Source organism: Streptomyces lunalinharesii (genome assembly GCF_039532155.1).
Lineage (GTDB): Bacteria > Actinomycetota > Actinomycetes > Streptomycetales > Streptomycetaceae > Streptomyces > Streptomyces lunalinharesii.
Window position 1 is genome coordinate 26,859 of the sequence record NZ_BAAARK010000053.1, and the last position, 13,285, is coordinate 40,143.

The following is a 13,285-nucleotide window of genomic DNA, read 5'->3' on the forward strand; positions in this document are numbered from 1 at the left end:
CCCCAGCGGCCCGCGCGCCCCCGGAAAAGCGTCCGGCTGCGGACGCCCCATCCAGGACATCCGCAGCCGGAGAGCGGTGTTACAGGTATTGGCCGGTATTCGCCACCGTGTCGATGGAGCGACCGGTGTCCGCGCCCTGCTTTCCGGTGACGAGGGTGCGGATGTAGACGATCCGCTCGCCCTTCTTTCCGGAGATCCGCGCCCAGTCGTCCGGGTTGGTGGTGTTGGGGAGGTCCTCGTTCTCCTTGAACTCGTCCACGCACGCCTGGAGGAGGTGGGAGACCCGCAGACCCTTCTGGTTGTGCTCCAGGAAAGCCTTGATGGCCATCTTCTTCGCACGACCCACGATGTTCTCGATCATCGCGCCGGAGTTGAAGTCCTTGAAGTAGAGGACTTCCTTGTCACCATTGGCGTAGGTGACCTCCAGGAAACGGTTCTCCTCGGATTCCGCATACATCTGCTCGACGACCGACTGGATCATTCCGCTGACCGCCGCCTTACGGGAATTCCCGTGCTCGGCGAGGTCGTCGGAGTGCAGCGGGAGCCTTTCCGTGAGGTACTTCGAGAAGATGTCCTTGGCCGCCTCCGCGTCCGGACGCTCGATCTTGATCTTCACGTCGAGGCGGCCGGGGCGCAGGATCGCCGGGTCGATCATGTCCTCGCGGTTCGAGGCACCGATGACGATCACGTTTTCCAGGCCCTCGACGCCGTCGATCTCGGAGAGCAGCTGCGGGACGATGGTGTTCTCCACGTCCGAGCTGACCCCGGATCCACGGGTGCGGAAGAGGGAGTCCATCTCGTCGAAGAAGACGATGACGGGCGTGCCCTCGCTCGCCTTCTCCCTGGCGCGTTGGAAGACCAGGCGGATGTGCCGCTCGGTTTCGCCGACGTACTTGTTGAGCAGCTCGGGGCCCTTGATGTTCAGGAAGAAGCTCTTCCCCGCGGGCTGCCCGGTCACCTCGGCGACCTTCTTGGCAAGGGAGTTGGCGACCGCCTTGGCGATGAGCGTCTTGCCGCAGCCGGGCGGGCCGTAGAGCAAGACACCCTTGGGCGGGCGGAGTTCGTGCTCCTTGAAGAGGTCCGGGTAGAGGTAGGGGAGCTCGACCGCGTCCCGGATCAGCTCGATCTGACCGCTCAGACCGCCGATCTTGGTGTAGTCGATGTCCGGGACCTCTTCGAGGACCAGCTCCTCGACCTCGCTCTTGGGAATGACCTCGTAGACGTAGCCGGAGCGGGAGTCGAGCAGCAGGGCGTCGCCGGGGCGGATGGTGATGTCCAGCAGCGGCTCGGCGAGCCGCACCACCCGCTCCTCGTCGGTGTGCCCCACGACCAGCGCGCGCTCGCCGTCCTCCAGGACTTCCTTGAGGGTGACGATGTCGCCGGCGCTCTCGAACTCCATGGCCTCGACCACGTTGAGCGCTTCGTTGAGCATCACTTCTTGGCCGCGTCGGAGGTCCTCGGCCTCGACGCTGGGGCTGACGTTCACCCGGAGCTTGCGGCCCCCGGTGAAGATGTCGACGGTGCCGTCCTCGTTCGTCTGCAGGAAGACACCGAAACCGGCCGGCGGCTGCGCGAGCCGGTCGACCTCTTCCTTGAGGGCCACGATCTGGTCGCGGGCCTCGCGGAGCGTATTGGCGAGGCGTTCGTTCTGGGCGGAAACGCCGGCCAGGTTGGTCTGCAGCTCGACGATCCGCTCTTCGAGAATCCTCGTGTGCCGCGGAGAGTCGGCGAGCTTACGTCGCAGGACGGCGATCTCCTGCTCAAGATAGGCAACCTGACCGGCTGGATCTTCAGACCCGCGCCCCGGCCGGATGCCGCGGTTGATGTCGTCGTCGTGGGCTGCCACGGTCCTCACCTCCTCCAAGGAGCTGGACGCTTCCAGACCCTACCTGGGCCGGTGCAGGTTGAAACCCCTAGATCGAAAAGACTGTCGGGGTGTGTCCGATCTTCACCCTTGCGCACGTCCTCACGCCAAGGGAATACCCACCCAACAACATCGGAAAGCGAGCGGTTGTATCGTCGAGTCGGTCAACACCCGTCAGGGCTGGCGCCACTTAGACAAAAACGATTCACGTAAGCAGGAACGGCAGGCGAGATGACTGCGCAGGACGAAGCACCGGAGCTGGAAGTCTGGATCGACCAGGACCTGTGCACCGGGGACGGGATCTGCGCGCAGTACGCGCCCGAGGTCTTCGAGCTGGACATTGACGGCCTGGCCTATGTGAAGAGCGCCGACGACGAGCTGCTGCAGGACAAGGGCGCCACAACGCCCGTCCCGTTGCCGCTGCTCACCGACGTGCGCGACTCGGCCAAGGAGTGCCCGGGCGACTGCATCCACGTGCGCCGGGTCTCCGACCACGTCGAGGTCTACGGGCCCGACGCGGAGTGACGAGCTCCGCTGACCCGGAGTGGACGCCGTGCGTACGCGGCGTAAGCAGGACGCAGCGGATCGCCGCAGACGTCCGCACCGAGTGACGGATCAGGCACCGTCGGTCGCGGTAGAGGCGGGGAGTTCGCTCTGGACGAACTTCCCGCCTTGCCATTGCCACTTGACGGTCTTGTGCACGTCCGGCATGTAGCGCGGGACGGCGGGCGAGGAGTAGCCCTGGAGGGTCGCGGAGACGGCCCGGCCCTGGAGCGTGACGTCCTGGACCGAGAGCCGCTGCGCGGGCGCCAGGAGGGTCGCCACGATCCGCGGTGCGGCCTTGGGGTCGGACGGCTGGGCGAGGACGTAGACGCCGCTGGGCGGACTGCCGGCCTCGGTGTGGCAGCGGACCACGGCGACGGTCTGCGTGCCGCCGGCGCCGTCGAGGTCGCCGGAGACCTTCTGGACCACGTCGAGGCGGTTGGGTCCGCAGTTGACCGGAAACGTCACGCGGCTCGGGTCGGGCGCCGCGGCGGCCGGGGCGGAGGCGGTGCCGGCGGCCGTGGCGGTGGCCGCGGGGGGCTGGAAGAGGGACGAGACCGCGATCACCGCCGAGACGGCGGTGGCGGTGGCGAGCCAGTGCATGGGGTGGGGCTGGGTGTGCAACAGGTCCTGGCCTGCCAAGGGCTGCACTAGGGGTAACTCCTGTGAGGTGCTGTGGCGGTGGGAGTGCCCAGCATCGTTCCACAGCCGGGGGCGGCAAGGAACCGGCGGGGGCGGAGTTTGCGGAGTTTTCCGTACCGGTCCGCAGGCGGAACGAAACGGCGCCGCCGACGGTTCCCGTAGAGCGGGAACTCGTCGGCGGCGGCGGTCGGTTCGGTGGCCTGCCAGCGGCCGTCAGTCGTGCTCGGGCGAACCGTCGGTGAGGTCGGCGGCGGTCCCGTCGGGCTGGTCGGCGGCGGTCTTCTCGCGCCCCGCCGAGGCGGCTGCCTTCTCCCGTCCGGGGCCGCTGTAGTCCTCGCCGTAGGCGCCCTTCGCGGGCCGGCGACGGCGCAGCGGGGGCTCGACGCCGTCGGCCAGCCGGCGGGCGGTCAGCAGGAAGCCGGTGTGGCCGATCATGCGGTGGTCGGGGCGGACCGCGAGGCCCTCCACGTGCCACGTGCGGACCATGGTCTCCCAGGCCGACGGCTCGTTGAACGTGCCGTGTTCGCGGATCGCTTCCACCGTGCGGGCCAGCTGCGTGGTCGTGGCCACGTAGGCGCAGAGGATGCCGCCGGGCACCAGGGCCTTGGAGACGGCCTCCAGGCACTCCCAGGGGGCGAGCATGTCCAGGATGACCCGGTCGACGTCGGTGTCGGAGAGGTTGTCCTGGAGGTCGCCGACGGTGAGCGTCCAGGCGGGGTGCGGACCGCCGAAGTAGCGCTCCACGTTCTGGGTGGCGATCTCGGCGAAGTCGGCGCGGCGCTCGTAGGAGTGCAGCATGCCGTCGTCGCCGATGGCGCGCAGCAGGAAGCTGCTGAGCGAGCCGGATCCCACCCCCGCCTCGACGACGCGGGCGCCGGGGAAGATGTCGGCCATCGCCAGGATCTGCCCCGCGTCCTTGGGGTAGACCACGGCGGCACCGCGGGGCATGGACAGGACGTAGTCGGGGAGCAGGGGACGCAGCGCGAGGTAAGCGACGTTTCCGGTGGTACGGACAACACTGCCCTCGGGCGCGCCGATCAGCTCGTCGTGGGGGAAGGCTCCCTTGTGGGTGTGGAAGCTCTTGCCCTCTTCGAGCGTGAAGGTGTAGTGGCGTCCCTTGGGGTCGGTGAGCTGGACCTGGTCCCCGACCTTGAAGGGCCCGCGACGGCGGGCGGCACCGGTCGGTTCGGACATGTGACCAGCCTACCGGCCGTTCCGCGTCCGCCGTACCACGGGCACGGGTCCCGGCCCTCGCGCCGACCGCGGAGCGGGGCCCGTGCGGCTGGTTCCCCGCGCGGTGGGTCGGCCTGGCAGCCCCCTGAAGATCAGGAGGGGCGGGCCATGGCGGCGACGAAGGCGCGTTCCACGTCGGCGGTGGACAGGACGCCGTAGATCGCGCCGGTGGGTTCGACGACGAGGTACTCGGTGGCGGGGGTGGCCCGGAGGTGGTCCAGGAGGGCCTCGCCGGAGAGTTCGGCGGCGACCCGCATGCCGTCCTTGAGGTCCTGGGCGAGGGAGCCTACGGACACCCACGGGCGGCGGTGTTCGGGGATGCCGACGAGGGCGGCCTCGCGGACCAGGGCGGTGGGGAATCCCTGGCGGTCGACGACGACCAGGGCGCGGGCGCCGGCGTCGTTGGCGCGGCGCAGCGCCTCGGAGAGCGGGGTGTCGGCCTCGACGGGGATGGCGCGCCGGGTGAGCGTGCGGGCGGTGAGGTCGGGGAGGCGTTCGCGCAGCCGGGCCATGCGGAGGCTGTTGCCGGCGCCGGTCCAGATGATGGCGGCGAGGATCGCGGCGAGCAGGGCGTCGGTGAGCGATTCGGCGCCGCTGAGCTCCTCGGGGGCCCGGCCGAGGGCGCCGGTGCGGGTGAGCAGCGGCAGGCCGATGAGGACGGTGACGGCCAGCGCGCGACCGACCCAGGCGGCGGCGACGGTGCCGCTCATCGGCTTGCCGGTGATCTTCCAGACGACGGCGCGCAGCATCCGACCGCCGTCCAACGGGAGGCCGGGCAGCAGGTTGAAGATCGCGACGATGAGGTTGGAGACCATCAGGCCGGCGAGCAGGACGCCGGGGACCGTGCCCGGTTCGACCAGCTGCATGCCCACGTAGAAGACGCCGGCGAGGACGAGGGAGAGGAGCGGGCCGACGAAGGCGAGGACGAACTCCCGACCGGGGGTCTCACTCTCCTTCTCTATCTCGGAGACGCCGCCGAAGAACTGGAGCTGGATGCGGCGGACCGGGAGCTTGAACCGGAGCGCCGCGACGGTGTGCGCGAGTTCGTGGACGAGCACGGAGGCGTAGAAGGCGACCGCGAAGAAGAGCGAGACCAGGTAGCGGGCGGCGCCCAGTTCGGGCAGCACCCGCTCCAGTTGGCCACCGAAGACCCAGGTGATCAGGGCGGCGACCAGGAACCAGCTGGGTGCGACGTAGACCGGCACGCCGAAGGGACGGCCCATGAGGATGCCGCCGCCGGGTGCCTTCGGGCCGGCCTCGCCCCGGCCGCCGCCCCGCGGTGCGCCCGGGGGCGTCGCCTGCGGCCCGTCGGGTGTGCGCTGGGGCGGCCGGTCCGGCCCGGACTCCTGGGGGTCCTGCGGCTTCCCGCTCTCGTCCACGACGTCCCCTCGTTGAATGCGACTTCGGCACCTGCACTGTCTGACAACTCGATCATGCAGGGCAAAGGTGCCCGACGTCGATGGTATGCGGAGCTTCCGGCCGTGATCGGTTGCGGGGGCGGACCTGGCGGTGGGCTCACCGTCGGTGACCCGTCCGCGCTTGTCAGTGGCGGGCCGTAGGGTTCTGTGACATGGGATCGAGCACGGAGATGACCGAGGCGGACGTGCCGGGCGGCGGGCCGGAGGCGGCGGGAGCCACCGGCGGGTCGGCGCCGGCGGGGGCCGCGGTGCCGGCGCAGGGCGGGGCGCGGCCCCCGGTGGCGCTGTCGCCGTCGCGCGCCAGCGACTTCATGCAGTGCCCGCTGCTCTACCGCTTCCGCGTGATCGACAAGCTGCCGGAGAAGCCGAGTCCGGCGGCGACCCGGGGCACGGTGGTGCACGCGGTGCTGGAGCGGCTCTTCGACGCGCCCGCGGGGCAGCGCACGGCAGCCGGGGCCCGTGCGATGGTGCCGGCGGAGTGGGAGAAGTTGCTGGCCAAGCGCCCGGAGCTGGCCGAGCTGTTCCCCGACGATGCGGAGGGCGCGCAGCTGGGCCAGTGGTTGGCGGAGGCCGAGGCGCTGGTGGACCGCTGGTTCACGCTGGAGGATCCGACGCGGCTGGAGCCGGCCGACCGCGAGTTGTACGTGGAGACGGTGCTGGATTCCGGGCTGCGGCTGCGGGGCTTCATCGACCGGGTCGACGTGGCGCCGACCGGCGAGGTGCGCCTGGTGGACTACAAGACCGGGAAGGCACCGCGTCCGCAGTTCGCCGAGGGCGCGTTGTTCCAGATGAAGTTCTACGCGTTGGTGGTGTGGCGGCTGCGGGGTGTGGTGCCGCGCCGCCTTCAGCTGGTGTACCTGGGCAGCGGCGACGTGTTGACGTACGACCCGGACGAGCGCGATCTGCGGGGCGTGGAGCGGAAGTTGCTGGCGCTGTGGGAGGCCATCCGGCAGGCGACCGAGACCGGTGACTGGCGGCCGCGGCCGACGAAGTTGTGCGGCTGGTGCGACCACCAGGCGCACTGTCCGGAGTTCGGCGGCACTCCCCCGGTGTATCCGCTCACCGTGCGAGCGGCGGGTGACGTCGGCGAGGAGCCAGGGGGCGCCGCGCGGCAGACGCCGTCGTCGCCGGTGCGCCCGGCGGAGGGCGGGGGCGAGCCGCAGGGCAGAATGGAGCGGATCGAGTAGATCGCCGTCCGTTGAAGGAGAGCTTGTGGCCATCCGCGTCCTGCTGGTCGACGACCAGCCCCTGCTGCGTACGGGTTTCCGGATGATTCTGGAGGCCGAGCAGGACCTGGCGGTCGTCGGTGAGGCGGGCGACGGGCTCCAGGCACTGGATCAGGTGCGGGCGTTGCAGCCCGACGTGGTGCTGATGGACATCCGGATGCCACGGATGGACGGTGTCGAGGCGACCCGGCAGATCACCGGCCCGGCGAAGGACGGTCCGGCGAAGGTGCTGGTGCTGACGACGTTCGACCTGGACGAGTACGTCGTCGAGGCGCTGCGGGCCGGGGCCAGCGGGTTCCTGCTCAAGGACGCGCCGGCCAACGAACTGGTGCAGGCGATCCGGGTGGTGGCGGGGGGCGAGGCGATGCTCGCGCCGAGCATCACCCGCCGGCTGCTGGACAAGTACGCCGGGCACCTGCCGTCGGGCGAGGAGCCGGTGCCGGACACCCTCCACACGCTCACCGAGCGGGAGGTGGAGGTGTTGAAGCTGGTGGCCCGCGGGTTGTCGAACGCGGAGATCGCCGCGGACCTGTTCGTCAGCGAGACGACCGTGAAGACGCACGTGGGGCACGTGCTGACGAAGCTGGGGCTGCGCGACCGGGTGCAGGCCGCGGTGTACGCCTACGAGAGCGGGCTGGTGCGGCCCGGCGCGCAGTAGCCGGGTCGGTCGAGAGGCGAACGGCGGCGGGGCCGGTCCGGGTGTCCCCGGGCCGGCCCCGCCGTCCGTCGTCCGTGTGCGCCGGCCGGCTCAGGCGTCGGCCGACTTGCTGATCTCCCAGAAGCGGAAGACCGTCGAGGAGTCCAGGGTCCATTCCAGGCCGGCGATGCCCTGGCGGGCCACCGCGTACTGCTTGCCCTGCCAGATCGGTATCACCGGCAGGTCCTTGGCGACGATGTCCTGGAGCTCGCGGAAGGCGGTCTTGGTGGCGCCGCGGTTGGGCTGGTCGGCCGTCTCGGGCAGCAGCCGGCCGGTGATCTCCGGCGAGCTGTAGTGGTTGCCCAGGACGCTGTCCCTGCCGAAGAACGGCTGGGTGAAGTTGTCCGGATCGGGATAGTCGGGGATCCAGCCCTTGACGTAGACGCCGAACCGGCCGGCGGCCATGCCCTCGTCGTAGGCGTCGGTGGGCACGCTGCGCACCTTGGCCTCGAACAGGCCGCTGGCGTTGAGCTGGGCGGCGATCTCCTGGACGGCGGCGACGGTGCCCGGGCCGAACCGGTCGGGGGTGGCCCACAGCGTGAGCGGGACCTTGCCCTGGAGGCCGGCGTCGCGCAGGGCGGCGGCGGCCTTGTCGGGCTGCGGGCGGTCCCCGTAGGTGCTGAAGAAGGCGGTGTTGTGGCCGGTGATGCCGGCCGGGACGACCGAGTAGAGCGGTTCGGCGGTGCGCTGGTAGACGTCCCGGACGAGGGTGGAGCGGTCCAGGAGGTAGGCGATGGCCTTGCGGACGCCGAGTTTGCCGGCGACCGGGTCCTTGAGGTTGAAGACCAGGTGCATGACCTCGGCGCTGCCGCCCTCGACGACCTGGGTGCCGTGCTGCTGGTGCAGGGACGCCCGGTCCAGTGCGGCGATGTCCTTCATGGCCAGGCCGCGGTAGGCGACGTCGATGCTGCCGCTCTGGACGGCCTTCTTGAGCTGGTCGCGGTTGGCGAAGAATTTCAGGGTCATCCCGGAGTTCTTGGCCTTGGCGGGGCCCTTGTAGGAGGTGTTGACGGAGAACTTCGCCTGCTGCCGGCTGTAGGAGTCCAGGGCGTAGACGCCGGACCCGACGGCCTTGCCGTCGGTGCGCAGCCGGTCCGCGGGGTAGGCGGTGTGGTCGACGATGGAGCCGGCGCCGGAGGCGATCTTCATGGGGAAGGTGGCGTCGGGCGTCTTGAGGTGGAAGACCACGGTGCGGTCGTCCGGGGTCTGGACGTCGTCCAGCGCCGCGAACATCACGGCGGGGCCGTTCTTGTCCTTGATGCGCTTGATGCGGTCGAAGGAGAACTTGACGTCCTGGGCGGTGAGCTTGTCGCCGTTGCTGAAGGTCAGGCCCTCTTTGAGGGTGCAGCGGTAGACCTTGCTGTCGGAACCGGTGAAGCCGCAACTCTCGGCGGCCTCCGGCTCCGGGGTGGTCCCGCCCTTGGGGAAGCTGAGCAGTGACTGGAAGACGTTGTTGAACAGCAGCCAGGAGCCGGGGTCATAGCCCGAGGCTGGGTCGGTGGCCACGACCTTGTCGGTCATGCCCATCACGACGGGCTCGCCGTGGCCGGACGACTCCGAGGTGTCCGTGCCGCACCCGGCGACCGCGAGCAGGACTGTCGCCAGCCCCGCTCCGATCGGGGCGGACAGCCACTGGTCACGCTTCACTCGGTGGTTCCTCACGTTCTGGTGGTGCCGGTCGGGCCGCGGCGGGGGTGCCGCGGCGGAGACGGTGCGGGGCGGGCGGTCAGCTGGAGACGCCGCGGCCCAGCTCCCAGATCTGGAGCGCCGAGGAGGAGTTGAGGGCCCATTCGACGCCGGTGATGTTGTCGCGGGCGGCGACGTACTGCTTGCCCTGCCACAGCGGCAGGTAGGGGACGTCGTCGGCGAGGATGTCCTGGGCCTGCTTGAAGCCGGCCGCGGCGGCGTTGCGGTCGGACTGCTGGCGGGTCGTCGGGATCAGCTGCGACTCGATCTTCTCGTTGCGGTACGGGGAGTTGAGGAAGTTCCCCTTGCCGACGAACGGTGCGATGTAGTTGTCCGCGTCCGGGATGTCGGCGAACCAGCCCATGCCGAAGGCCGCGTACTTGCCCTTCGACTCGTCGGTGCGGAACTGCTGCCAGCGGTCGATGCCCTTGATGCTGACGTCGAACAGCTTGGTGCTGTTGAGCTGCTGCTGGAGGGCGGCGAACTCCTTCGCGGTGTTCGGCCCGTAGTGGTACTTGCTGTAGGTCAGGGTGAACTTCACCGGGGTGGTGATGTTCGCCTGCTGGAGCGTCTGCCGGGCCGCGGCGACGTCGGGGTCGCCGTACTTCGTGTAGAACGAATTGATGTGCCCGGTGAGGCCGGAGGGGACCAGGGAGTACAGCGGGTCGCCGGTGTACGCGTAGACGTCGCGCACCAGCTGGGAGCGGTTGACGACCTGCGCTATCGCCTGCCGGACGGCCTTGTTGGAAACGGCCGGGTCCTTGGTGTTGAAGGCGAGGTAGCGGATCTCCTGGCCCGGCATCTCCTGGAGCATCAGGTGCTTGTCGCGGGAGTTCTGCAGGCTCTTGACCTGGTCGGGCGTCAGGCCGCGGCTCAGCAGGTCGATGTCGCCCTTGCGGAGCGCCGCCTCCATGTCCGCGGAGTCGTCGAAGAACCGCATCTCGACCTTGTCGTTCTTCACCGTCAGCCCGCCCTTGTACTCGGGGTTCTTGGTGAAGACGGCCTTGGTGAGGCGGTCGCCGGCGTGCTCGGTCTTGAGCTCGTACGGGCCCGAGCCGACGGTCTCCCAGCCCTTGTAGAGGCTGTTCTTCGGGTAGACCTGGCTGTCGACGATGGCGGCGGCGGGGGTGGCGAGCTTCTGCGGGAAGGTCGCGTCCGGCTTGGTGAGGTGGAAGACCACCTCGCTGTCGCTGGGCGTCTCGACCCGGTCGATGTCGTCGAGCAGCGACACCGGACCGTTGGTGTAGTTGATGGTCCGCAGCCGGTCGATGGAGAACTTCACGTCCTGCGCCGTCAGCGCGTGCCCGTTGGAGAACTTCAGGCCGCTGCGCAACGTGCACCGGTACTGCTCGTTCTGGGTGTCGCGGAAGCCGCAGGACTCGGCGGCGTCGGGCACCACGGCGGTGCCGGTGCGGGGCAGTCGCATCAGTGTCTGGAAGGTGCTGCGCAACACGTTCCAGGCGTCCACGTCGTACGCCTGTGCCGGGTCGAGCGGCGCGGGCGCCGCCTTGGTGGCCTCGATCTGGGAGGCGACGCCGACGACGATCGGCGAGCCGCTCGAGCCCGCGCCGTCGGTGTTGCCGCAAGCAGCGAGAGCCGGGGCGAGGAGACCGGCCAGCGCCGGCAGCACCAAGGTCTTGCGATTCATCGTCGGCAGGTTCCTTATCAGCGCAGAGGTGTTGCTCGCGTCGAGATTAGTAGGCGCCGCCAGCGGGTCATCGACGCAAGGAAGTTACATGGATATGGCGGTCGGATAACGGGGACTCGGTGATCGATATCCGGACGGCGGAACGTATCGCACGTTGCCCCATCAATCCGGACACTTACCCCCGTAGAAACCACCGGAGGACCCCTGTGGAACACCGGCCGTGCCCCCTGTCGACGGCCCGGCACGTGAGAAACGTCACGCATCTTAGCGGTCCGGTCGCCGAGCGAATTCCCCCGGGTATTCGTCACGGAAAATAAGCGGCCCGCTGCCGTGAGTTCCCGGGCATTGCGTGCAATACGCTCAGTGCACGACCCCTCGGCTTTCCGTGATGAGCGCCTGCAGAAAAGGGAGATCGACTTCTTCGAGGGAGCGCACCACGGTCCGCCCCGGAGCTGCGGGAACGGGCGTCACGGAGGGCACCGCGACCACCCGGCAACCGGCCGCCTCGCCGGCCCGCACGCCGGTCAGGGTGTCCTCGACGACGGCGCACCGGGCCGGGTCGACGCCCAGCCGCGCGGCGGCCGTCAGGTACGGGTCGGGGTGCGGCTTGGTCCGCATCAGGTCGTCGCCGGCGACGACCAGCGCGAAGTTCTCCGGGCCGAGGGAGTGCAGCATCTGCTCGATGACGCTCCGGTACGAGGCGGAGACCAGCGCGGTGGGCATCCCGTGGGCGGCCAGCTCCGACAGCAGGCGCCGGGCGCCCGGCATCAGCGGGACCCCGCGGCCGATGCGGGCCACGAACGCCTCGTTCAGCAGGGTGCTCAGCTCCGTCAGGCCGATGTCCGCGCCCGTCTCGCGGAGCAGGTAGCCGGCGCTGCGGGACATCGGTCCGCCGACCACGACCTCCCGGTGGCGGTCGTCGAGGGTGTGGCCGAGCCGGGCGAAGACCTCGGCCTCGGCCTCCCACCAGAAGCCCTCGGTGTCGACGAGCGTGCCGTCCAGATCGAGGAGGACGGCCTGGAGGGTCGCGGCTTCGGCCGAGCGGGTGCCGACTGCGGGGATGCTGCTGGTCATCCATCCACCTCCCTGAGGACGCCCCCGGAGGGACGAAAGGGCCGGCCGCCTCCCCGGAGGGGGGAAAACGACCGGCCACTACCGGACCGACAAGTGTACGACCGAGTGCGGCGGAACGCCCGGGGAGTGCGGAGGATCCGCTTCCCCGGGCGTTCCGCCGGGACCGCCACTACGGTGCGTCACCGCGGGGCCGGGGTATGCCCCGGCCCCCGGCCGCGCCGCCGCGCTACCGCGCGTTGAAGTACTTCGCCTCCGGGTGGTGGATGACGATGGCGTCGGTGGACTGCTCGGGGTGGAGTTGGAACTCCTCGGAGAGCTGGACGCCGATGCGTTCGGGTTGGAGGAGGTCGACGATCTTGGCGCGGTCCTCCAGGTCGGGGCAGGCGCCGTAGCCGAGGGAGAAGCGGGCGCCGCGGTACTTCAGTGCGAACATGTCCTCGACGTCGGCCGGGTCCTCCCCGCCGAAGCCGAGTTCGCCGCGGACCCGGGCGTGCCAGTACTCGGCCAGTGCCTCGGCCAACTGGACGGACAGGCCGTGCAGTTCGAGGTAGTCGCGGTAGGAGTTGGCCTCGAACAGCTCGGCGGTGGCCTCCCCGATCCGCGAACCGACGGTGACGACCTGCAGGCCCACCACGTCGGTCTCACCGGAGTCCTCGGGGCGGAAGAAGTCGGCCAGGCACAGGCGCCGGCCACGCCGCTGCCGCGGGAAGGTGAAACGCGTCCGCTCGGTGCCGTCCTCGCCCAACAGGATCAGGTCGTCGCCCTTGGAGACGCACGGGAAGTAGCCGTAGACGACGGCCGCCTCCAGCAGGTTCTCGGTCTGGAGCTTGTCCAGCCAGCCGCGCAGCCGCGGCCGACCCTCGCTCTCCACCAGCTCCTCGTAGCTGGGACCCTCACCGGTGCGGGCCTGCTTGAGCCCCCACTGCCCCTTGAACAGCGCGCCCTCGTCCAACCAGGAGGCGTACTCCTTGAGCTGGATGCCCTTGATCACGCGGGTGCCCCAGAACGGCGGGGCGGGCACCGGATTGTCGACGGCCACGTCGGAACGGACCGCACCCTGCTCCGGCTCCGGCTCGGCAACCTGCACGTCCCGCTTGGCCACCCGCCGCTGCTTCAGCTCGGGCAGCGTGGCGCCCGGCACCCCCCGCTTGACGGCGATCAACGCATCCATCAACCGCAGACCCTCGAACGCATCCCGCGCATAGCGGACTTCGCCCTCATAGATCTCGTGCAGGTCCTGCTCGACATAGGCAC

11 protein-coding genes are annotated in these 13,285 nt (G+C 69.9%); 3 read left to right on the forward strand and 8 right to left on the reverse strand.

Going from position 1 to position 13,285, the window contains the following annotated elements:
- Positions 1-79: 79 nt before the first annotated feature.
- Positions 80-1,846 (reverse strand): proteasome ATPase, encoded by a 1,767-nt coding sequence (arc, locus tag ABD385_RS37625; RefSeq protein ID WP_344584321.1) that lies wholly within the window; start codon positions 1,844-1,846, stop codon positions 80-82.
- Between the two features lie 249 nt (positions 1,847-2,095).
- On the opposite strand from arc, the gene ABD385_RS37630 reads away from it, so the two are divergent.
- A complete protein-coding gene (locus tag ABD385_RS37630) occupies positions 2,096-2,389 on the forward strand; it encodes a ferredoxin (protein ID WP_016570825.1) in 294 nt (97 codons plus the stop codon).
- Between the two features lie 90 nt (positions 2,390-2,479).
- On the opposite strand, the gene ABD385_RS37635 is transcribed toward ABD385_RS37630, so the two are convergent.
- From ABD385_RS37635 to ABD385_RS37645, 3 genes are all read right to left on the reverse strand, one after another.
- Positions 2,480-3,058 (reverse strand): hypothetical protein, encoded by a 579-nt coding sequence (locus ABD385_RS37635; protein WP_344584323.1) that lies wholly within the window; start codon positions 3,056-3,058, stop codon positions 2,480-2,482.
- 204 nt (positions 3,059-3,262) lie between these two features.
- A complete protein-coding gene (locus ABD385_RS37640) occupies positions 3,263-4,243 on the reverse strand; it encodes a tRNA (adenine-N1)-methyltransferase (protein WP_344584325.1) in 981 nt (326 codons plus the stop codon).
- Between the two features lie 131 nt (positions 4,244-4,374).
- Positions 4,375-5,661 (reverse strand): site-2 protease family protein, encoded by a 1,287-nt coding sequence (locus tag ABD385_RS37645; protein WP_344584326.1) that lies wholly within the window; start codon positions 5,659-5,661, stop codon positions 4,375-4,377.
- 191 nt (positions 5,662-5,852) lie between these two features.
- Here ABD385_RS37645 and ABD385_RS37650 point away from each other — a divergent pair, with 191 nt between their 5' ends.
- Together ABD385_RS37650 and ABD385_RS37655 are read left to right on the forward strand one after the other, a co-directional pair.
- Positions 5,853-6,887 (forward strand): RecB family exonuclease, encoded by a 1,035-nt coding sequence (locus tag ABD385_RS37650; protein ID WP_344584327.1) that lies wholly within the window; start codon positions 5,853-5,855, stop codon positions 6,885-6,887.
- Positions 6,888-6,912: 25 nt separating this feature from the next.
- The gene (locus ABD385_RS37655) at positions 6,913-7,584 is read left to right on the forward strand and encodes a response regulator (RefSeq protein ID WP_344584328.1); all 672 of its coding nucleotides are present in this window, start codon (positions 6,913-6,915) and stop codon (positions 7,582-7,584) included.
- Positions 7,585-7,674: 90 nt separating this feature from the next.
- Here the strand turns inward: ABD385_RS37655 and ABD385_RS37660 are convergent, their stop codons facing one another.
- From ABD385_RS37660 to ABD385_RS37675, 4 genes are all read right to left on the reverse strand, one after another.
- On the reverse strand, positions 7,675-9,270 hold the full coding sequence (locus tag ABD385_RS37660; RefSeq protein WP_344584329.1) for an ABC transporter substrate-binding protein: 1,596 nt from the start codon (positions 9,268-9,270) through the stop codon (positions 7,675-7,677).
- A gap of 79 nt (positions 9,271-9,349) precedes the next feature.
- Positions 9,350-10,957, reverse strand: coding sequence for an ABC transporter substrate-binding protein (locus ABD385_RS37665; RefSeq protein ID WP_344584330.1), 1,608 nt, complete (start codon positions 10,955-10,957; stop codon positions 9,350-9,352).
- Positions 10,958-11,317: 360 nt separating this feature from the next.
- On the reverse strand, positions 11,318-12,031 hold the full coding sequence (locus ABD385_RS37670; protein ID WP_344584331.1) for an HAD family hydrolase: 714 nt from the start codon (positions 12,029-12,031) through the stop codon (positions 11,318-11,320).
- A 226-nt stretch (positions 12,032-12,257) separates the two neighbouring features.
- Positions 12,258-13,285 (reverse strand): vitamin B12 dependent-methionine synthase activation domain-containing protein (locus ABD385_RS37675; RefSeq protein WP_344584332.1); only part of this gene is annotated, 1,028 nt, incomplete at its 5' end.